This window comes from Microbacterium sp. OVT16B (assembly GCF_019969705.1).
Taxonomy (GTDB): domain Bacteria; phylum Actinomycetota; class Actinomycetes; order Actinomycetales; family Microbacteriaceae; genus Microbacterium; species Microbacterium natoriense.
In genome coordinates this window covers 674,910-696,563 of the sequence record NZ_JAHXZA010000001.1, presented here as the reverse complement: position 1 = coordinate 696,563, position 21,654 = coordinate 674,910, and the positions used below count along the sequence as shown (strand labels likewise).

Annotated in this window: 15 protein-coding genes; 3 read left to right on the top strand and 12 right to left on the bottom strand. The window is 68.4% G+C overall.

The annotated features are described in order from the left end of the window. Window positions 1-13 precede the first annotated feature (13 nt). From LC438_RS03175 to LC438_RS03125, 11 genes are all read right to left on the bottom strand, one after another. The gene (locus LC438_RS03175; RefSeq protein ID WP_223585819.1) at window positions 14-742 is read right to left on the bottom strand and encodes a DUF4328 domain-containing protein; all 729 of its coding nucleotides are present in this window, start codon (window positions 740-742) and stop codon (window positions 14-16) included. A 133-nt stretch (window positions 743-875) separates the two neighbouring features. Continuing rightward, window positions 876-1,169 carry a hypothetical protein gene (locus tag LC438_RS03170; RefSeq protein ID WP_223585818.1) on the bottom strand — a complete coding sequence of 98 codons (294 nt, stop codon included), beginning with the start codon at window positions 1,167-1,169 and terminating at the stop codon, window positions 876-878. 801 nt (window positions 1,170-1,970) lie between these two features. Continuing rightward, window positions 1,971-8,414 (bottom strand): DUF6531 domain-containing protein, encoded by a 6,444-nt coding sequence (locus LC438_RS03165; protein WP_223585817.1) that lies wholly within the window; start codon window positions 8,412-8,414, stop codon window positions 1,971-1,973. After that, a complete protein-coding gene (locus tag LC438_RS03160; RefSeq protein WP_223585816.1) occupies window positions 8,414-9,094 on the bottom strand; it encodes an LPXTG cell wall anchor domain-containing protein in 681 nt (226 codons plus the stop codon). Before LC438_RS03160 ends, LC438_RS03165 begins: the two co-directional genes overlap by 1 nt. A 244-nt stretch (window positions 9,095-9,338) precedes the next feature. Further along, window positions 9,339-10,466, bottom strand: a complete 1,128-nt coding sequence (locus tag LC438_RS03155) for a hypothetical protein (protein ID WP_223585815.1) — start codon at window positions 10,464-10,466, stop codon at window positions 9,339-9,341. A gap of 88 nt (window positions 10,467-10,554) precedes the next feature. After that, the gene (gene rocD, locus LC438_RS03150) at window positions 10,555-11,754 is read right to left on the bottom strand and encodes an ornithine--oxo-acid transaminase (RefSeq protein ID WP_223585814.1); all 1,200 of its coding nucleotides are present in this window, start codon (window positions 11,752-11,754) and stop codon (window positions 10,555-10,557) included. Beyond that, the gene (gene ddaH / locus LC438_RS03145; protein WP_105675114.1) at window positions 11,751-12,611 is read right to left on the bottom strand and encodes a dimethylargininase; all 861 of its coding nucleotides are present in this window, start codon (window positions 12,609-12,611) and stop codon (window positions 11,751-11,753) included. The genes rocD and ddaH overlap by 4 nt, the downstream gene beginning before the upstream one ends. Window positions 12,612-12,783: 172 nt before the next feature. Then, window positions 12,784-13,779: an NAD(P)-dependent alcohol dehydrogenase gene (locus LC438_RS03140; RefSeq protein WP_223585813.1), complete on the bottom strand. Its 996-nt coding sequence runs from the start codon at window positions 13,777-13,779 to the stop codon at window positions 12,784-12,786. Next, window positions 13,772-13,996, bottom strand: a complete 225-nt coding sequence (locus LC438_RS03135) for a helix-turn-helix transcriptional regulator (protein WP_105675110.1) — start codon at window positions 13,994-13,996, stop codon at window positions 13,772-13,774. Before LC438_RS03135 ends, LC438_RS03140 begins: the two co-directional genes overlap by 8 nt. Further along, window positions 13,996-14,442 carry a hypothetical protein gene (locus LC438_RS03130; protein ID WP_223585812.1) on the bottom strand — a complete coding sequence of 149 codons (447 nt, stop codon included), beginning with the start codon at window positions 14,440-14,442 and terminating at the stop codon, window positions 13,996-13,998. Before LC438_RS03130 ends, LC438_RS03135 begins: the two co-directional genes overlap by 1 nt. A gap of 163 nt (window positions 14,443-14,605) precedes the next feature. Further along, window positions 14,606-18,250 carry a proline dehydrogenase family protein gene (locus LC438_RS03125; RefSeq protein ID WP_223585811.1) on the bottom strand — a complete coding sequence of 1,215 codons (3,645 nt, stop codon included), beginning with the start codon at window positions 18,248-18,250 and terminating at the stop codon, window positions 14,606-14,608. A gap of 146 nt (window positions 18,251-18,396) precedes the next feature. Here LC438_RS03125 and LC438_RS03120 point away from each other — a divergent pair, with 146 nt between their 5' ends. Genes LC438_RS03120 through LC438_RS03110 form a run of 3 tightly spaced genes read left to right on the top strand, consistent with a single transcriptional unit; the run spans window position 18,397 to window position 20,290 of the window. Next, window positions 18,397-19,074, top strand: coding sequence for a hypothetical protein (locus tag LC438_RS03120; RefSeq protein WP_223585810.1), 678 nt, complete (start codon window positions 18,397-18,399; stop codon window positions 19,072-19,074). A gap of 11 nt (window positions 19,075-19,085) precedes the next feature. Beyond that, the gene (locus LC438_RS03115) at window positions 19,086-19,631 is read left to right on the top strand and encodes a DUF4352 domain-containing protein (protein ID WP_146114320.1); all 546 of its coding nucleotides are present in this window, start codon (window positions 19,086-19,088) and stop codon (window positions 19,629-19,631) included. Then, the gene (locus LC438_RS03110) at window positions 19,628-20,290 is read left to right on the top strand and encodes a hypothetical protein (RefSeq protein ID WP_146114319.1); all 663 of its coding nucleotides are present in this window, start codon (window positions 19,628-19,630) and stop codon (window positions 20,288-20,290) included. Before LC438_RS03115 ends, LC438_RS03110 begins: the two co-directional genes overlap by 4 nt. Here LC438_RS03110 and LC438_RS03105 read toward each other — a convergent pair. After that, the gene (locus LC438_RS03105) at window positions 20,245-21,642 is read right to left on the bottom strand and encodes a hypothetical protein (RefSeq protein WP_105675098.1); all 1,398 of its coding nucleotides are present in this window, start codon (window positions 21,640-21,642) and stop codon (window positions 20,245-20,247) included. The two genes, LC438_RS03110 and LC438_RS03105, sit on opposite strands and share 46 nt — an antisense overlap. Window positions 21,643-21,654 lie beyond the last annotated feature (12 nt).

Here is a 21,654-nt window from a genome sequence, read left to right as displayed (position 1 = left end):
CAACGAGCACGCGTCAGCGAGGTGTCAAGAGTTCACCCATTTGTGTTGGTTGAGCGACCAAGCGCGTGATGCCGCTGACGACGAGCCAGGCGAAGGGCACCGCGACAAGAAGAAGGAGGTCGGCGACGGCATCGAACCACATCGCCGATCGCAGTTGATCAAGCGTCACGGCCGTGAGCGTGATCCGGTTTGCGACGGCGGTCATGATGGTGCTCGCGACCCACAGGATCCACCAGACGATCTGCCACCGAGGCCGGTCTCGCCCCAGCGCGCGCCAGAGATCAGCGATGTCCTGGTACGGCCGCCAGTAGCTCAGGACAGGGATAAACCAATCGCCCGCATGCCAACCTGCTACGCGTCGCGTTCTCCCCGTAAACCGCTTGGCGACCCGGTACTGCCAGAGGACCCAACACACGGCTGTGCTGAGCAAAGCCAGTGACCACACGACAAGGGCACCGAAAGCCAACTGGTCATATGCATCAAGAAGTTCGATCGACGAGTTGCGTCCGTCAAGGAAGTCTGTGACCACGGCGATGCCGTAGACGTCGACGCAGAAGAACGCGAGCGTAGCGACGGCAGTGACGATCAGAAGAGATTGAATGGCGACCGCCAGATTGGCGATCGTTCTGGGCGCAACCGGGTGCGGCTGCGACTGCGCCCACTTCGCCCCGTCCCACCACCAAACCGCCGCCGATCCGTCCGGCGCCGGATACCACCCCGCCACAGGGGGGAGTATTGACATTGCTCCTCCTTACAGAGATTCGATCTGCGCCCAGATTGTGGTGTCAGAAATCACTGAAGACCCTCATCTCACTTTCGGGGTGAGTAGCTCATCCGTAGTGTCGATCTTCACCCCGCCACTTGAAGATTTGTGCTCAGCTCTCTTCTAAGCGAATCAAGCTAGAAAGTGCGCTGACAGATTCGACAACGATTCGTTCCATTTCCTCGTCCCGCCGTCGAGGAGGATCATCAGAAGTCACCGCAAGCACGGTTTCGAGTGTGAGCCATTCGGAACGAAAATCATTCATCCATGCCTCAGGCATTTCCAGTTGAGACCATACGGCATCTAGAGTATTGACCAATTCACGAAGTGAGGATCTTCCGTCCGAGTAGCTCGTAAGCGCGCTGTGAGCCAAACTCAGCAATCGAAAATTACGACCATTGGACATGTTCCGCAATCCTCATCTCGGAGCTTTGTGTGCAAAATATCCATAAACGGCGGTCACAGCCACCAACGAAAGTTGGCCGCCGATCCGTCCGGTGCCGGATACCACCCCGCCGCAGGGGGTCCGCTCAGCTTCTTCACACTTTCATCCACGTGAATCACGCAGCCAGGGATCGGCCGCTCGCAATGGTATTTGACCACCCTCGATTTCGGCCGGATCGACTGGGACAGTATGTCCAATTCTTTCCAGATCACTTCTATCGGCGAGGTATATGTAGACGGCATCCGCTTCGGAGTCGTATTTCACTGTCATGGAATCACAGCCCGCGCGAGACCGACTCTCGGCATGTCACACCGATTCGAATCTAACTTCATGGAGAGACTCGATTGGAGACCCAGAGCGCAACTGTATGCATAACCGTCCCGCCAAGCCCTAGCAAAAGCGCCCAAATGGCAGAGTCCAAGTAGCGCCACCAAACGAGGGCGAGAAAGATGAACCCTACGGGCACCACAACAAAGTTTGCAATCGATGATGCAAACAGTGCACGTCGCCAAGAAAGATGTCGAACCTTTCTCGCCTGCACGAGAATCACCAGAGATGCAATTATCCCCCCCAGCAATATCACACTACACTCGGCAAGCTGACGTAGGATTGAAACCTCACCTCGGGCGATGATCTTTGAAGGTTCGAAAAAGATGATCTCTCTAGCAATCGTGGAACCGACAGCAACAATAAGCGATGCACCAAGGAGAAAGATCGCCCGCCAAAATAACTGTCGTCGACTTACTCGACCTTCGTTTTCTGTCATCGAATCAACTCGCTAAGGTTGTCCGCCTGCTCTTCCCAACCCGGACGCGCCGCACCGAACAAATCGACTCCTAGCTTGGTAAACAAGTCTGTCCCGTGGCCGTCGCCCGTCTGGCGGAGGTACACGTTTCCTTTACTATCCGTCCATGTACTGAACATGATAGTCGAACCAGGCGCATCAAAGTATCCTCTCTCCAAGACCGTGAACTTCACCGACGTTGATGTCGCCGTCACTCCCACAACCCCATCTGGATTGATGGGAACTCCAGTCTTGAGCTGACATTCTGCACCTGTATAGAAGCTTTTACAGCCCTTTACGGGGAAGGGGAATATCTTCGATGGATTCGCCTTGAATACGGACATGGCCTCTTGCGCCGTGGTTCCACGGGGCACGTCCAAGAGCTGGTCATATTCGTAGTAATAGGACCACACTCCCGCACCGGGCATGTTCTTGCAAGATTGCTTACGTCCGCCACCCTTGCATACTTCTTGTTTGTTTGCTTTGTCTACACGGCAATCCCAGTCAGCGAAAGCGCATCCAGCTGTCTCAGCCCTGTGCGTCTGCGACAGTAGCGGCCCCGATCGTTTGCTTGGATTTTCCACTTTCGCCTTCGGGATCACTCCAGCTGACTTGCCCAGCGCCTGCTTCGTGAATGCGTTGTTGAGCTTGTTTGCAACCTTCGCCGGCGCCGCATGCGCGAACGCATTGGCGACCACCTTCTTCGCCGGCGACTTCACGGCGAGGCTCCCCATCGCTTTCTTCAGGAACCCGAGGTCGTCGCTGAACGACACGGGGGTGTTCTCGATGTACGCGTACCGGTTCAACGACTGGGGGCGTTCGAGGAGTCCTCGCCATTCGTCCGGCTGCACCCAGGTGCCTGTGGTGGTGTCGTAGTCGCGGGCGTAGTAGTTGTCGAGTCCGAGGGTGGGGTCGCCGGGTTGCTGGTCGTTGCCGACCAGGCTGGACCATCCTGTGGATTCGTAGTCCGCGCCGCCGAAGTCGGCGTAGTCGACGAGGTCGGTGATGGCGCCGTCGGCTCCCGCGGTCGCGGTTGCGTTGCGCTGGTCCCCGAGAACCCACTCGTTGCCATACGGGCCGTCCTGGAACGCGACCGCACCATACGGGTCGCGGAACAGGTCGGTCGCCCCGTGCAGGTCGCTGGACGTCGCGGCGGGGTCGAACCCATCCCACACCGTGCCGGTCGTGTTGGACCCGTACTCGGTCACATCGGTGACCTGGGTGCGACGGTCGAGACCGTCATACGCATACGACGTCGACCGCCCATCCGCCTGGGTCGACAACAACCGTCCCGCGGGGTCGTGAGCGAACGACGTCGACTGGCCGTTCACCGTCTGCGACGACCGGTTCCCGGCCCCGTCGAACGCATACGACGCAGACCCTGCACCAGCACCCGTCGTGGTCGTGCCGGTCAGCTGCCCCGCCGCGTTGAACTGCGCCACCACCTCCGACTCCCCCGCCGGAGTGCCGGAGGTGGTCACACGGGTGCGGTTGCCCGCCGGGTCATACCCGTACTCGTTGACCTCCCCATCCGACGCCGTCGACGACGACAGCCTCCCGACCCGGTCATACGTATACGCATGCTCGAGAACCTCCGGCACCACAGCAGCAGGCGTCGGAACCACCGGAGCCTCCACGGCAGGCACCTCACCCGCCGGAACCTCCGGAGTCACCGGCGCCTCCGGTTCGGTGATCTCGGGGCCGTCGATGGTGCGGACCGTGTCGGTGACGTTCCCCGCCGGGTCGTACTCGTAGTCGTACTGCAACGACGCACCCGCCGGAACCGGAGACACCGGCTCCGGGAGCGTGCGACGACTCAGATAGTCCCACGTCTTCACACACGGCTTCTGCCCACCCGCCGCGGGGATATCCCGATCCTTGTAGTAATCGGATGCCGCGCACTGCTCGGCCGTCATCTGCAACGGCACCACCGGCGCCACCGCCGGCGGGGCCACCGTCGCAGGCTGCGGGGTCTCGTGCCGCACCTGCGTGACCCGACCCGTCACGTCATACGCGACAGACGTCGTCACCTGATTCGGGCGCGTCACACCGGTCAACCGATTCGCGGCATCCCACGTGTACCCCAGGTCCCCATCCGGGGTCGACTGAGTCACCGGGTTCCCCGCCGCATCGAACGTGTACGCCGTCGTCGCCCCATCCGGATACGTCAACGACTCCCGCAACCCCGCCGCCGTATACGTCGAGGTCAGGGTCTGGCCGTGCGTGTCCGTCTGCTCCACCAGCCGGCCGACCTCGTCGTACACCCACCCGGTGGTGCCGGTCGGGTCGTCCATCACGATGGGCTGCTGCTCCCCGTCATACTCGAACGACACCTCCCCATCCGCCCGCGACAGGGACTTCACGTCACTGCGTACGTCATACGCGTACGCCGCGACAAGACCCGCAGGATTCGTGACCCGCGCCACCCGCCCCGCCGCGTCATACACGGTCGTCGTGGTGATACCGGTCGGACCCGTCTCCGACGTCGGACGACCCGCCGCGTCATACGCGAACGACGTCACCGCATCCAGCGGATTCGTGATGCTCTCCAACAGCCCGGTCGGCGTGTACGCATACGCGGTCTTCACGTTCGTGTCCGCCGACACGGGCTCCCCGGACGCATACCCCTCGATCACGCTCGTGAGCTGACCGGCAGAGTCGTACCCGAAACGCGTGGTCTCCTCCCGCGGATCTGTGACGGACGTCTGCCGCCCCGCCCTGTCGTACGCGAACGACGACACCGCGCCGAGCGCGTCGGTCGCCGACACGACACGCGACGCCCTGTCATACGCATACGTCGTCGTGGCGCCCATCGGGTCGGTCATCGACAGCATCCGCCCCGCCGCGTCATAGGCGTACTTCGTGCGCGCCCCACCCGGAGCAACGATCGCGGTCTCCTGACCGTTGCGGTCGTACTCGATGCCCGTGACTCGTCCGTCGGCATCGGTGATGGAGACGATGCGCCCGGCGGGGTCGTACTCGAATGTCGTGACCGCCCCGGTCGCATCCGTCTCGGTCAGCACCTGCCCCGCGGCATCCACCTCGTACAGCGTCGGGTTGCCGTTGCGGTCCACCATCCCGATGAGGAACCCGTCCACGTCGTACAGGTACGTGGTCTCGAAGCCGGCCGGGTCGGTGACCTTCGTGACCCGGTCCATCAGGTCGTACGTGTAGGTCGTCTTCCCACCCGCGGCGTCGGTCTCCGACACGACTCGGCCCGCGCTGTCGTACGCCACCTTCGAGGAGGCGCCGGTCGCATCGGTCGTCGTCGTGGGACGGCCGGCATCGTCCACCGCGAACGTCGTGGAGGCGCCGAGCGGGTCGGTCGAGCCGGTCAGGATGCCGGTCGGATCGTAGGTCCGCTTCCACTCCCCGCCGTTGGGGTCGACGACCCCGACCGTGCGGTACGTATCGTCGAGAAGGAACTTCGTCGTCCCGCCCTCCGGGTCGACCGTCCCGGTGAGGTTGTCTTCCGCATCGTAGGAGAACGACGACTCCCCACCCTCAGGGTCGGTGACCGTCACCAGACGTGCCATCGAGTCCCACGCATACGCGGTGACCGCACCGGTCGGGTCGGTCGCAGACGTGAGCTGTCCGTTCGCGTCATACGCGTACGCCGTGACCCCGCCCTCGGCATCCGTCGACGCGGTGAGGCGGTCAGCAGCATCCCACGCGAACGAGGTGACGCCGCCCGCCGGGTCGGTCACCGACGTGAGCCTGTTGCCCGCGTCGTAGGCGAACGTCGTGACGCGGCCGAGCGGGTCCGTGGACGTGACGAGGTTGCCCCGGGCGTCGTACACGTACGTGGTCGCAGACCCTGAGGGCAGGATGCTGCGGGTCAGGTCACCCGCCGCGTCGTACTCGAACCGCACGGTCGTGCCATCGGCCTGCTGCACCTCGGTCACCAGACCCCGCGCGTCGTACACGGTCGTCTCCGTGCGGTCGCCGTCGAGGTCGGTGACCGTCGCGACATCGCCCTCGGCGGTGTACGTGTACTCCACGATTGCGCCGGTCGGATCGGTCTCCGTGAGGAGGTTCCCGTCGCCGTCGTACGTGTAGGTCCAGGTGCGGCCGGCCTCATCGGTGTGGGACTTCACTTCGCCCGTGGACGTGAACGTCCACTTCGCCGTCTCACCCGCGGCGTTCGTGATGCCGGTGATGCGGGACTTGTCGTCGAACGCGAAGACCGTGTCCTGGCCCTCGTTGTCGGTGTACGTGGTCTCCCCGTCGCCGTACTCGAACGTGCGGACGTTGCTCTCCGCATCCAGTTGCTTCGTCACACGACCCGCGTCGTCGTACTCGTTGACGAGGTACGTGACGCCGTTCGGGTCGACAGCGGTCAGCATCCGATGCGCCGCGTCGTACGTGAACGACCGGGTCGTCCCATCCGGGTACGAGAGAGACGTCAGGTCGCCCGCCGCGTTGTACGCCAGCCCCCACGTGCGACCGTCCGGGAGCGTGAACCCTGTCACACGTCCGACGCCGTCGCTGCTGGCGGAGACGGTCTGCCCCGCGGCATCCGTGATGGAGGTCAGCGGGGTGAACTGGTGGACGTTCCGGTCCGCCGGACCATAAGTCAGCGTCGTCGCATTGCCCTGCCGGTCGACATGGCGGACGAGCTCGCCGATGCCCCAGACATCCGCCGCGTCGAACACCCACGTCTCACCCGTGTCGCTGTCCAGCCGCAGCTGCCCGGCGCCGGCCTCGGTCAGCGTCAGCCCCAGGCCATCCTCGCCCTCGTATCCCCCGTTCCCGTCGAGAGCGAACACGAACGACGCCCCGTCACCGCGCACGACCATGACCGAGTCGTCGTCGAAGCGCTGCGCCCGAGCTCCCAGCCCGAACGTCCACCCCGCCCCGACGCGCGACAGCCGCCCGTCCTGCGAGTTGTAGACCAGCGATGCGCCGATGCTGCTCTCGCCGGGGCCCGTGAGGTCGAAGAGCGGGAAGGACTCGACGAGGTTGCCCGTCGAGAACGACACCGGGTCAGCCCCGTAGGTCTGGTAGTTCTGGTAGCCGAGCTGCCGCCACCGGGCGAGCTCCGCCTGCGACGGCGGCGACGGCCAGCCGCCCACCACCGGGTCGGTGCAGTCGAACCCCGCACCCTCCAGATACCCGCCCAGGCTCCGGAACGCCCCGTCGACGATGGACGGGAACCCGTTGTCGATGACCGGGCGGTCGAAGTTGCCGTCCAGGAACAACGTCTCGATGTGCGCGTACGCCCCGGGAAGACCCGCGTACTGAGAGAACGGGAAGTTCGCGTTCGACGGCTCCGCATTCGCCGGCCGACCTGTGTACGTCGGCATGTGCGTCAGGAACGAATCCCGCAGCGCATTGTCCGCAGCCCCTCCTCGGGAGAAGCCCATCGTGCCGCCTTCCGACACCGTCCCCCACGCGTGCCCCTGGTTCGTCGCGAAACCGAACCCCACCGTCGCGACCGGGTTCGCCGCCGCGGCGACCCCCGCACGAGTCGCGCGGGACACGAACGGAACCCCTGCCGGGCGGGTGACGACGACCCGCGCGTTGCACTGGAGGGCCAGGTACGCGCTCAGCCCCTGCACGAGATTCCAGTTGTACGGGAACTCCGTCGCCGGCGACGGAGTCGTGACGATGCCCTCGTCGTTGTCCGGGTCGAGAACGACCACCGGGCCAGGGGGAACGGGGAACGGGGTGCCGATGACGACGAACTGCGACAGGTGATCCGACTCGCCCTTGACCGTCTTCGTCTTCGCGTCGAAGTACGACGGCAGCTCCGTCCACTCCTCATCCGGCGTCGACCGCGTGTAGATCCGCAGCGTCGACGTCGCCACACCGGCATCCTTCACCCGGTCCATGTCGACATCGAACGAGAGGCTGATGCCCGGGATGACGTCCTTGACCACCGGGCCGTGCTCGGGGTCCTCGTCGGGGACGTCGATGAGCTCCGCGGGGAACGACGTGACCTTGTCGCCGTCGCCGTTGCGGGCGATGATCTCCACCGGGTCGCTCACCACGACCCCGGAGGTGTCCACCACGGCCGACCGGCGCGCCTGCGCCTCCGCCGGCGCCTCCGTGAGACTCAGCGTCACCGGCGCCGTCACCTCATGCCCGGAGAACACCGCCTCCACGCCCAGCGCATCGGACGACACCGTCGCCTGCTCACCGGGGCTCAGGTCGGCATCCGTCGCGGCTGCGGTCTTCGCGCCCGCCACCGGCACCGACGACAACCCGCCCGGAACAGCGGGCGTCGACTCCGGCTCGGGCGTGGCCGTCGCCTCCGGCTCCCCCTCCGCGTTCAGTCCCGCAGCGGCGTAGACACGCTGCAGCACCTCATCACGCGCAGCCTCCATCAACTCGGCCGCGGTCATCGGAGCAGGCGCGACCGCGCCGACACCGAGCACGAGCACCGCCGCCGTCGAGGCGGCCAGCGAACGGAACCACATCAGAGAACAGCCTCGGTCGAGTCGGCATCCGCCACCTCAGCGGCAGCCCGGCGCCGACGCCACCACCACAGTCCTCCACCACCGCCGAGGAGGACCACCGCGAGGATGATCAGCCCCCAGGCGATCTGCCCGCCCGTGATGGCGAGATCATCGATGCGCACCACGCACGCCGCGAGCTCCGCCGCATCCGAGACGCCGTTGCCGTCGAAGTCCTCACTGCCGTCCGCGCACGTCCGCGTCCCGCAGATCACGAACTCGACCCAGTCGCCGATACGGTCGCCGTCGGCATCCTCCTTCGAGTTCGAACACGTGTCGGTCCCGCACACCAGACGCTCCGCGAAGTCGGGGATGCCGTCCTTGTCACGGTCGGCCGTCACCTTCGCGCACGTCGTCGAATCGCACGACAGCACCTCGGTCCAATCCGGGATGCCGTCCGCATCCCGATCCTCGGTGCCCACCGCGCACGTCGCCGTGCCGCACACCTCCCGCTCGACCACGTCGGGGATCGTGTCGCCATCGACATCCTTCTCCGACGCCGCCAGCGGCACCAGCACGCTCGCCGGAGCCGCCAGAGCCTGCACTCCGACCGCCGGACCGGCCGGCAGCACTCCGGCCGACGCCACCTGCGGCACCAGCATCATCGACAGCACAGCCACGACACCGAGCACCATACGAGCCACCGCTCGCCTCACACCACGACCAGCCACAGCGATCCCCCCGGACGCTCACAGGCGCCTCACAGGCGCCGACACTGCCACCCAGAATGGCGGCATGCACAGGCCTACTGCAAGCCCGAAGACGGAAAAATCCCCCGTTCAGGGGAACTTCTCGCAATCGCGTAATGAAACCGCCGTCACCGGGTCTTGTTAACCTCGAAACCGCATCCGGTCACGCACGAGCGCGGCGAAGAACAGCCCAGGCGGTCTACGCCCCGAGCTCCGGCCACTCGTCGAACCGGTAGACGCGAGCGGGATCGAGCGGCTCCCGGTCTCCGATGACCTCGCCGATGTCGTAGTCGTAGCCCCACCAGTGCGGGCTCGTGACCTCGACATAGATGTCGTCTCGCACGACCTCGATGCGCAGCGTGTAGCCCTGCGCGTCGGTCGCCTCGAGACGGCTTGTCGCCTCGACATCCCAGCCCTGAGCACGCAGCGGCTCGACGATCGACTCCAGGTCCGACGCCCCAGACGTCGACGGGGCCGCGAACTCCGCGGCGAACGCATAGCACTCGGCATCCGCGATGCGGCACGCCCTCGGGGTTCCGGTGAAGCCGCTCTCGCTCACGGTCCACCCGTCCGGAGCGATCAGCTCGCGCACCGCCGCTGCCCGCTCCTGCGTCTCGGTGTAGTTCTCCCGTGCGCGGTCGGCCTGCTCCTGCAGGGGCGTCGCCGCGACCTCCGCGACCGTGAGCCCCGCGGAATCGCGCTGCTGCGGGGTCAGCGAGACGCCGAGCACGATCACCCCGATGAGCAGGGCAGGGACGGCGACGGCGGATGCCCACGCCACGATGCTCCACGTGCGGGTCTGCTGCGACGGCTGCGGCTTCAGCACGCACGCGAGCACGAGGACCACCACCCAGGCGGCCACCGCGGTCAGAACGGCTCCGCCGAAGAGAGTCCCCTCGTAGTCACGCGCCAGCGGGGCCGTGACGAACATCCGGAGCATCGAGGGCAGTGCGCCGTTGTCTCCGGATCCCTCCATCGTGAGGGTGAACGTCACCCACCCCCACCAGTTGAGGAAGAGCAGCGGAACGATGACACCGGGCGCCGTGCGGTGGCCGCGCCTGCGGAGGATGAAGCGGGGCAGGGAGCCGAGGAGTCCGAACGCCGGGACGATCACGGGCGAGCCGACGAGGAGCATCAGCGACTCCCAGCCGCCGACGCTGCCGATGAATCCGTGGAGCACGAGGAACACCGGCAGGATCCAGTTCATCCACGGCCAGACCGCCCAGACGAAGCCGAGGATCCCGGTCGGTCCGCCGCGGCCCGGAGGCGGCGCGGAGAAGGCGTCGATGCCGACGCGCATGTCCGTTCGCTGCTCGATGCGGACCACCCCCTGGATGGTCAGCCTAGCCCGACGCCGCGACTCCGCACGCGAACCGCTCCCCGGTGCGCGGCGGGGAGCGGTTCGATGCGATGGACTACTCGCCGAGCACGAGACGGAGCTGCTCGACCGCCCAGTCGAGCTCCGTCGCGCGGATCACCAGGGGCGGTGCGATGCGGATCGTCTGGCCGTGCGTGTCTTTCACGAGCACGCCGCGGTGCATCAGCTTCTCGGAGATCTCACGCCCCGTTCCGCGAGCGGGGTCGATGTCGACGCCGGCCCACAGGCCCGCGATGCGCACCACGGTGACGCCGTGCCCGATCAGCGGCTCGAGTGCCTGCGCGAGGTGGGCGCCGAGAGCGCGGGCGCGCTCCTGGAACTCACCCGACTCGAGCATCTCGACGACGCGGAGCCCGACGGCCGCCGCGAGCGGGTTGCCGCCGAAGGTCGAGCCGTGCTCGCCCGGCTGGATGACACCCAGCACGTCGGCGTTCCCGACGACAGCCGAGACCGGAAGGATGCCGCCGCCGAGCGCCTTGCCGAGCAGGTACAGGTCGGGCACGACCTCCTCGCGGTCGCACGCGAACGTCTCGCCCACGCGGCCGAGACCGGCCTGGATCTCGTCGGCGATGAACAGCACGTTGTTCTCATCGCAGATCTCGCGGATGCGTCGGAGGTAGCCCTCCGGCGGGATGACGACTCCCGCCTCGCCCTGGATCGGCTCGATCAGCACGGCGGCGGTGTCCGGCGTGATCGCGGCGGCCACGGCATCCGCATCTCCGTACGGGACGACGTCGAAGCCGGGCGTGTACGGGCCGAAGCCCTCGCGCGCCGACTCGTCGTCGCTGAAGCTCACGATCGTGGTGGTGCGACCGTGGAAGTTGCCCGCCGCGACGATGATCCGGGCCCGCCCGTCGGCGATGCCCTTGACCCGGTAGCCCCAGGCGCGGGCGACCTTGATGCCGGTCTCCACCGCCTCGGCCCCGGTGTTCATCGGCAGGACCATGTCCTTGCCCGCGAGCTTCGCGAGCGCCGCGGCGAACGGCTCGAGCCGATCGCTCATGAACGCGCGGCTCGTGAGCGTGACCCTGCCGAGCTGCTCGGTGAGCGCGGCGACGAGGGCCGGATGCCGGTGCCCGAAGTTCACCGCGGAGTAGGCCGCCAGCAGATCGAGGTAGCGCTTGCCCTCGACGTCCGTCACCCAGGCGCCCTCACCGCGGGCGATGTTGACAGGCAGCGGGTGGTAGTTGTGCGCGACGTGCGGCTCGGCCGCGACGTCGACGCCCGCGGAGGTCACTCGGCACCGCGCAGTTCGAGGGTGCAGCACTTGATGCCGCCGCCGCCGAGCAGCAGCTCGGACAGGTCGATGAGGATCGGGTTGTAGCCGCGCTCGCGCAGCTGCTTCTCGAAGCCCTTCGCCCGCGGCGAGATGACGACGTTGTAGCCGTCGCTGGCCGAGTTCAGCCCGAAGACGGCGCCGTCCTCGTCGGAGACCAGGATGGCGTCGGGGAAGCGCTCGGCGAGCACCTTCTGCGAGGCCTCGTCGAAGGCGTGCGGCAGGTACGCGATGCCCGCGGTCCGTCCTTCTTCGACCACGGGGTCGAGCACGGTGAGCGCGGTGTCGAGGTGGTAGAAGCGCGGGTCGACCAGGGTCAGCGTCACGACCTCGCGGCCGAAGACCTCGCTCACCTCGCGGTGGCTGTCGCCGGCGGAGCGGAAACCGGTGCCGGCGAGGATCACATCGCCCGCGAGCAGGAAGTCGCCCTCGCCCTCGTTGATCTCCTTCGGCATCACGGTGTCGAAGCCGTGCGCGCGGAACCAGTCGGCGAACGCGGGGGACTCGCCCTGACGCTGCTCGTAGTAGAACGAGGGCACGTACGCGCGTCCGCCGATGAGGAAGCCGCCGTTGGCGGTGTAGACCATGTCGGGGTAGCCGGGGAGCGGCTCGATGAGCTCCACCTCGTGGCCGAGCTCGATGTAGAGGTCGTACAGCTTCTGCCACTGCGCGACGGCCTTGGCCGTGTCGGTCGGGTTGGCCGGCTCCATCCACGGGTTGATCGAGTAGTTCACCGTGAAGTGCTCCGGCTTGCACATCAGGTAGCGGCGGTGATGCGCGGTGCGAGTGGACGTGACGGCGGTCTCAGGCGTCGACATGGTGCTCCTTGGGGACACAGGTGCGGCGGACGCTGTCCAGGGGCCCGGCGGTCCTTCGACCCACGCCGCTCTGTCAGAGTCGGCGCCCGGGGAAGATGCGACTCGGGCACGCCAGCATCCATTCTGTCACCGCTGGCTGGGCGTCGCCAGGGATGCCGCGGCCGCCCGCGGCTCAGGAGCCGCGGACCACGAGCTTGCCCACGACGTGCCCCGCTTCGAGCCGCTCCAGCGCCGCACCGGCATCCGCGAAGTCGTACTCCTGCGCGATCACGGGCGCGAAGCGTCCGGCGGCCAGCAGTTCGAGCATCTTCGTGAGCACCTCCGGACGGTTGCTCGCGGCGAGCGAGCGGATGCGCGGCCCCGAACCGATCGACAGCAGCGCCGCCCTGATCATGCGCGGGATCGGCCCCATCACGTGACCTCCGTCTCCGGTGACGAGCACGATCACGCCGTCGCGCGCGACGAGCCGCTGCAGGTCGCGCAGGTCGATGCCTCCGGCGATGTCGACGACCGCGTCGAAGTGGCCGCCGGGGATCGCCGAGAGCGGCTCGCGACGGTGATCGAGAGTCCGCACCGCTCCGAGGCCCTGCACGAACGACGCGTTGCGCTCGGAGCAACTGGCCCACACCTCGGCGCCGCGCAGGGCGGCGAACTGCACGGCGAAGGTGCCGACCCCGCCCGAGGCGCCGATGATCAGCACCCGCGCGGGGCGTTCGCCGAGGCCCACCTCGGCGAGGTCGAGCGCCTGCCACGCGGTGCCACCGGCGACCGGGAGGGTGACCGAGATGCGCTCGTCGATCCCCGGCGGCAGCGGCTGCACCCTGGTGGCCGGAACGCTCACGTACTCCCCCAGCCCTCCGCCGCCCTGCATCTCGCCCAGGACGACATCGCCGACCTCGACGCCGATGACACCGGGGCCCGCCGCGACAACCTCGCCCACGGCATCCATCCCGCGGATCGGATACTTCGGGCGGGTGAGCCCGAACACCGGACGCACCAGGAGGGGATCTCCGAGCAGGAGCCGCACGTCGCCCGCGTTGAGGGACGTCGCACGCACACGAAGCAGCACCTCGCCGGCGCCGGGCTCGGGGATCGGCACCTGCTCCAGCGCCACGCCCGCGGCCGGCCCGTACGTCTCACGACGCCAGGCCCTCATCGATTCAGTCATTGCGCACCTCCGGGTACTGGAAGAGTTCGTCGAGCCCGACGCCGAACGCGCGTGCGATCTGGAACGCCAGCTCGAGAGTCGGGGAGTACTTCTGCTGTTCGATCGCGATGAGGGTCTGCCGCGTCACGCCGACCGTGCGAGCGAGCTCGGCCTGCGTGAACCCCGCAGCCTCGCGATGAGAGCGGATGCTGTTGGACACCAGCGTCGGCTTGACCATCAGACGAGCCCCCTGCGGTAGGCGACCACCCTGGCGATGCCGCCGACGAACGCCGCGATCGCGAAGCCCGCGAACATCGTGTTGGCGATCCAGAACACGTCGGCTCCGACCGCGCACAGGGCGATCACGCCGAGCCCGGCGATCGTGACGAAGCCCTGTTCGACCCGCCCGCCCAGCTGGCTGATGTCGCGGTCGCGGATGTCCGACGCCATCGCCGACTCACGATCGCCGCGGCTGCCGATGATGCCCCACGCGATCGTGAGCACGATGCTGAGCACGATGCCGCCGCCGATGGTCCACAGCATCAGCGGGAGCCAGTCGACCTGCTCCAGAGGTCCGCCCGCGGCATCCCGCAGCACGAGCACGACATAGGCGACCATCGTGACGACCGAGGTGATGAGCCCCGACCAGGCGAAGCGCTCGTGATAGACCATGTCAGCCTCCATGTAAAAGATTCTTGACATGAGCGTACGCCGCCCTCTCACCCCATGTCAAGAATTCTTTACACTCCCATCGTTGCCTCTCCGCTCCCGTCGCGAAAGATCCCGGTATCGACGCCGGATACCGGGATCTTCTGCGACGGGAGCGCACAGCCCCGAGGGCGGAGGCTCAGATGACGTCGCTGAACGTGGAGTCTGGGTTGCCGTAGCGGTGCGCGGTGATCGTGATGGACTGCTCGTGAACGAACGTGAGCAGCTCGATGCGACCGGCGGACGTGACCTCGCCGGCGTAGACCGCGAGGTCGGGGTCGCCCTCCACGGCGACGGCCAGCGCTCGATGCAGCGCCGCCACCGATGCGCGCTGCCCGACGAGCCGCACGCGGTCGGGGCGCGGCGCCGCGTCGGCGAACGGGTCCGCCTCGGTCGCATCGCGCCGGCGCATCCGCTCGATCCACTCCTCGTCGGTCTCCATGAACACGACCGCGCCGAGGTCGCCCAGGGCATGACGAACGGCCGACGGCAGGCCCACCGGGGTCGACAGGGTGAAGCCGGCACCCGCACGCACCGCGGCGATGACGACCCGCAGCAGCTCCTGCCATCCGGCATCCCCCGTCGCCCTGATCGCGACGGGCACCGGGCGGTAGCGGAACAGGTTGCGCTCGACGCCGAGCCTCGACACGTCGCGCACCCTGCCGAACTCGCGATCCCAGGCGAGGGCGTCGGACAGCGCCGCCCTCCGCAGCCACTCGAAGGCCTCGTAGTCGAGCGACGGCTGGGCGGCCTCGATGAGAGCAGTGATCCGGGCGTCGAGACCGCGGAGGTGGAGTGTGCTCGACACGGCGCCCGCCTGCTGAGCACGCCAGGAGCCGAGGCCGATGAGGTAGTTCGGGCCTCCCGCCTTGGCACCGGGTCCGACCGACGAGCGCTTCCAGCCGCCGAAGGGCTGCCGCTGCACGATCGCGCCGGTGATGCCGCGGTTGACGTAGAGGTTGCCCGCCTCGACGCGGTCCAGCCACAGCGCGAGATCGTCGGGGTCCTGCGTGTGCAGCCCGGCGGTGAGGCCATAGGCGACCGCGTTCTGCAGCTCGATCGCCTTCTCCAGCGTCGGCGCGTGCATGACGCCGAGCACCGGTCCGAAGAACTCCTCCCGGTGGAAGCGCGAGCCCGGCTGCACGCCGACCCGGATGCCGGGGCTCCACAGCCTCCCGGACGGATCTCCGCCGACCAGCCGGGGGCGGATCAGCCACTCCTCGTCGGCCTCCAGCTCGCTCAGCGCCCAGGCCAGCTTGCCCTGCGGCTTCTCGATCACCGGACCGACCTCGGCGAGCGGGTCGGACGGCCAGCCGACGTGCAGCGACCGCGCGGCATCCGCCAGCTGCCGCGCGAACCGCTTCGACCGACCCACGGGACCGACGAGGATCGCGAGGGATGCCGCCGAGCACTTCTGCCCCGCGTGCCCGAAGGCGCTGCGGACCAGGTCGGATGCCGCCTGATCGAGATCGGCCGATGGGGTGATGATCATCGCGTTCTTGCCGCTCGTCTCGGCGAGCAGCGGCAGGTCGGGGCGCCACGACCGGAACAGGGCGGCGGTCTCCCACGACCCGGTGAGGATGACGCGGTCGACGGCCTCGTGCGCGATGAGCCGCTGACCGAGACCGTCCTCGTCGATGTCGATGAGGGCGAGCGCGTCGCGCGGCACCCCCACCTGCCACAGCACCTCGGCGATGGCGGCGGCGCAGCGGCGGGCCTGCGGCGCCGGCTTGAAGACGACACCGGAGCCTGCGGCGAGCGCGGCGAGCACTCCCCCGGCCGGGATCGCGAGGGGGAAGTTCCACGGGGGCGTGACGACCGTCACGCGAGCGGGCTCGAAGGCGGCGCCGGAGACGGCATCCAGCTCCCTGGCCTTGGCGGCGTAGTAGCGGGCGAAGTCGACCGCCTCGCTCACCTCGACGTCGCCCTCGGCGAAGACCTTGCCGGTCTCGGATGCCGCGATCTCGATGAGCTCACCCCGACGCCCCTCCAGAGCGGCCGCGGCACGCAGCAGGACCTCGGCACGTTCCGCCGCCGACCGCGACCCCCAGCGCGCACCGGCCTCCTGCACCCCGGCGATCACGCGATCGAGCTCATCGGGGTCGCTGACACGAGGAGGAACCGCGTGCTCCGCGGAGCCGATGCGGCCGATCACGGCGCGCGCCCAGTCGCGGTTGGCCGGCAGGGAGGGGTCGCTGTCCGCGGTGTTCACGAAGCCGGGGGCTCCGCCGGCATCCGCACCGACCTCCGCGGCGGCCAGCTCCCGGTCGGAGTAGACGGCGGTCTCGAGGAAGGCCTCATCGTCCGAGCCCCGGGTGATGCCGAGCACCGCCTTGGTCAGCTCCTCCTCCTCGCGGGGAGCGGCCGGTGCGGGCCGCGCCGACTCGTGCACGGGAGAGAGGCGGTTCTGCGAGCGCCGCGGGCCGGTCCGCAGCGTCGGCGACGTCGAACGGCGCAGCGCATCGAGGAAGCGATCCCGTTCGCGGTCGAAGAGCGACGGGTCCTCGTCGAGGCGGAACGCGGCGGAGAGGAAATTGTCCGACGACGCGTTCTCCTCGAGTCGGCGGACCAGATAGCTGATCGCGACGTCGAACTCGGCGGGCTTCACGACGGGGACGTACAGCAGCACCGGTCCGACCTCGCGCGACACGGCCTGCACCTGCCCCTGCGCCATGCCGAGCAGCATCTCGAACTCGACGCCGTCGCGCACGCCGCGCTCCCCCGCGAGCAGCCACGCGTGGGCGATGCCGAAGAGGTTGTGCCCGGCGACGCCGATCCGCACAGCGTGGGTGCGGTCGGGGTCCAGCGCCCAGTCCAGGCAGCGCAGGTAGTTCGCGTCGGTGTCGAGCTTGATGTCGTAGGTCGCGGGCGTCCAGCCGTGCATGGTCGCGTCCACGCGCTCCATCGCGAGATTGGCGCCCTTCACGAGGCGCACCTTGATGGCCGCGCCGCCGTGCAGCACCCTGTCCTGCGCCCAGGCGCTGAGCTCCTGCAGCGCGGGGAGGGCATCGGGCAGATAGGTCTGCAGGACGATCCCGGCCTCCAGTCCCTTCAGGCGCGGATCCTCCAGGATGCGCGTGAACACCGCGATGGTGAGGTCGAGGTCGCGGTACTCCTCCATGTCGAGGTTGATGAACGTGCCGTCGGCGGACGCCGTGAGGTAGAGGGGCAGCAGACGCTCGACCACGCTGTCGACGACCTCGTCGAACGCCCACATGGAGATGTGGCTGATGATCGACGACACCTTCACCGAGACGTAGTCCACATCATCACGGCGGATCAGCTCGTGGATGCCGTCGAGCCGCCGCTTCGCCTCTGTCTCGCCGAGCACCGCCTCGCCGAGCAGGTTGAGGTTGAGCCGCGCGCCGGTCTCGCGGATGCGCGCGACCGCGGCCCCGAGTCGCGCCGGCCGGGCGTCCACCACGAGATGACCCACCATGTCGCGCAGCATCCGCCGGGCGATCGGCACCACCGGCGAAGGAAGGATCGGAGCGACGCCGCCGCCGACGCGCACGGCTCCGCGCAGATACCAGGGCAGGAACTCGGGGACGAGGGGCGCGATCCGGTGCAGTCGGGATGCCGCGGCGCCGAGGCTCTCCGGCCTCATCACGCCGTCGACGAAGCCGAGGGTGAACGGGAGCCCGTTCGCGTCCTGCAGGACGCCGGCGAGGCGCTCGGCCGCGGGATCGACGTCAGCCGCCGCGGCTTCGGACACCCATCGCCGCGCGAGCTCCACCGCCCGCTCGGCGAGCGTGGGGGAATCGGACGACAACGGCTCTGGCATGGCTTCAGCCTAGGCGCGGCAGGGGCGGCAACCGGGTCGGACGGTGGCGCGTTTCCCGGACGGTCCGGCCGCGTCGAGGCGAGAAACCGCGCGGTCTCCGCAAAGGGGCCGCGATCGAGCGCCGATGACCGTTCTATGCTGTCTGCGTGGGGGAAGAGAAGGCGTCAGGAGCCGCCGAGGCGCGCGCGAACGCGAGCGCCAGGGCGAAGGTGCTCGGGTGGGCGCGGCGCACCGTCGACCTCATCCCCACCGGATGGCTGATCACGGGCGCCGGCGCCGTGCTGCTCACCACGACCGCCGCGTTCGGAGGGCTCGCGACCGCGCCCGTCGCCCCCGTTCCCGAACTCGCCGTGGGAGACCCGTACACCGGCTCGGGTCTCGAGCTGTCGGTCGTCGGCGTCGAGCTGCGCGAGGACCAGGGCAATACGGCCATCTACCCCGATCCGGAGAGCGGCGAGAAGGTCCTGGTCGTGACGGTCGATGTCACGAACAGGTTCGAGAAGCCGCGCTTGGCCTCGGGCAGCGAGTTCGACGAGGGGTCTGCGGGCGCCATCCGGGTCGGCGAGCTGGAGGACGCCCCGTTCCTCACCTACGCCGACGACGGCGGCACGGCCACGACGCTGCAGCCCGACGTCCCCGTTCGGCTGCTGCTCGCTTGGAGCGTCGGCCCCGATGACTTCCACGACGGCGACGCCGTGACGCTGACGCTTCCGGCGTCGACGCACCGGGTCGGCGACAACGTGCTACGCGGAACGGACCTCTGGGAGGACCCCCGCGTCGGCGCGACGATGACGGCGACCGTCGAGCAGGTGAGCGCGCCGTGAGGTCGGATGCCGTGAGGTCGAAGATCCTGCCGTGGCTGCTCACCGCGGTGCTGCTGGCCGGCGCCTGGGTGATCGTGAAGGCCACCCTCCCGGTCGACGCCGCTCAGGAGCCGTTCGTGACCACCGCGACGCTCGGCGAGGCGGCATCCGCCCGCAACCTCGTCGCCACGGTCACAGATGTGCACGCCGCACGCTCCGTGACCGATGCCACGGGCTGGTCGGCCGACGGCGACTGGCTCGTGATCGACCTCGAGGCCGCGGCGCAGGTGACCCAGGAGGGGGCGTCGCTCCGCACCGCGACGCTGGTCGTCGGGGACCGCACGTTCACCGCGACCGAGCGCGGGACGACGTTCCTCAACCAGGCTCTCGTGACCGGGGTGCCGCGCTCGGGGAGCCTCGCCTTCCAGCTCCCCGACGACGCATGGACGGAGCACGCGACGCTGCGGCTCGGGCTGGGAACCCCCGTTCTCGACGGTGTGATCGAGATGGGCATCGACCTCTCCGACCTGCCCTTCGAGCCCGAGGTCTCCTTCGAAGAGAACGGCTGGGCGCGATGACGATCCCCGAACCGCCCCGACCTTCTTCCTCCTCCGCGAACTCCGGGGCTCCCGCACCGTCGAGCATTCCCCCGGTCCCCACGCCATCCGCGGATCCCGCAGGCGATGCGGCTGGCCCCGTATCGGCGACGTCGCCCTCGTGGTGGCGGCGCAACCGACTGGGTCTCGCCGCGACCGCGGTGCTCCTGCCCGCGACGCTGTTCGCCGTCGGCTGGCAGCACTGGCACCTGATCTACGACTTCGGCGCCCGCCCCGTCGACCCGATCATCGTGGCGGAGGATGACAGCGCCGAGCTGGCGGGCGCGTCCTTCGGCCCCGTGCGCAGCGCGGTCATCGAAGATCTCAGCGGTCTGGACGTCCCCGACGGCACGCGGGTCATCGCCGCGGCGGTCCCCGTCGAGCCCGGTCCGGAGGGGGTGTCGTGTCGGCGCCCCACTCTGACGCAGCAGTCGTCGGGGCGGCAGTGGGCGCTGCAGAGATCGGAGATCGGCGTCCCCGACAACGCCGACGAACCCGAGTTCTGCTCGTCGGACGAGCTCGGCGACTACGAGCTCATCGCGCCGTTCGTCCTCCCCGATGACGTGGAGGGCCCGTTCTGGCTGGACGTCTGGCCTCAGGACTCCGGCGGGACGTTCCTGAGGTTCTCGATCGACCCCTGACCCCCGAGGACGTCGCGGTCGGATGCCGACACGACCGCCGCGGCGACGGCATCCGCAGAACTCGGCAGAAGACCCGCCGCATCCGCCACCGCACGGATCTCCGCCTCCTCCGACGTGGTCCCTTCCGACCGGAGATCCTGCTGCCTGCGGCGCAGCCGGCCCAGCGTGGCGTCGTAGGCCCCGCTGATCACCGCGATCCGCAGCGGCTCGACGATCAGCATCGGGATGAGCGTGACCACCGGCAGCGCGATCGACCAGAAATCGAACTCGTGCGGTCCGATCAGACGGGTGACGCCCAGGTCGAGGTAGGAGCCCAGCGCCTTCACCGCCACGAAGAGGAGCGCATAGGACGCGACGAGCACGGGGCCCGCGCGCCACATCAACAGGAGAGCGCGGCCGATGGGGCGGAACCGGGCGCCGAGCTCATCGCCCAGATCCTTCAGCCGACGCACCAGCGGGTTGGGGATGACCTTCGCGTGCTCGCGGATGCGGGTGATCAGCTCGCTCTCCACGCGCAGCTTCTCCGCGACGATCGCCTGGCCGAACACGACGCCGGCGATGGTCAGCCACGCGAGCGGCGCGAGCAGCACCGGCCCTGCCTCCGAGAGCACCCAGCCGATGCCGTCCCACAGCCAGCGCAGCGGCGCGACCGCGGCGAGGATCTGCTCGCGCATGTCGTCGAGGAGCACCATCACGGCGCGGCCGTCCACCCAGGCACGGATGGATTCGAAGAGATCGCCGAGCAGGATCACCGAGAAGAAGACCCAGACGACCTCGAAGTACACCGCGACCGGCGAGAGCCACGCGGCGAGCCGGTCCGACCACTTCGACCAGGCCCAGCGGCCGGCGAAGGCGAGCACGATGATCGAGACGGTCCACACGTTGAACGGGAGGTTCTGCACGGAGTCCTCGCTGCTCAGCGGCCCGTCGCCGTTCGCCGCAGCTATCCAATGGAGGTCCGTGCGCACCTGCAGCGCGCGAGCCGAGTAGTCGATCACGTCGTCCCGCAGCAGCTTCTGCGCCCAGTACACCGCGAAGAAGGGGAGGATGCCGGCGAGCAGCGCCGAGAGGAACGTGCGCCGCCGCTCGGCCGGGGACTCCGGCAGAGGAGCGACCTCCTGCAGATTGCGCAGGCCGTCGCGCAGCACGAGGAACATGGCGACGTAGCTGATGAGCTTCGCGAGGATCGCGACGGGCAGCACGAGGAACCCGACGGTCGCCGTGTAGGCGCCGATGATGCCGGCGAACTGCAGGATGACGTAATGCACGAGGATGCCGCCGAGGTACCACGCGAGCATCGCCGGCCAGTGCCGCCACAGCACCCGGCCGGCGGTCGTCAGAATGTCCCCCACGCCCCCAAAATA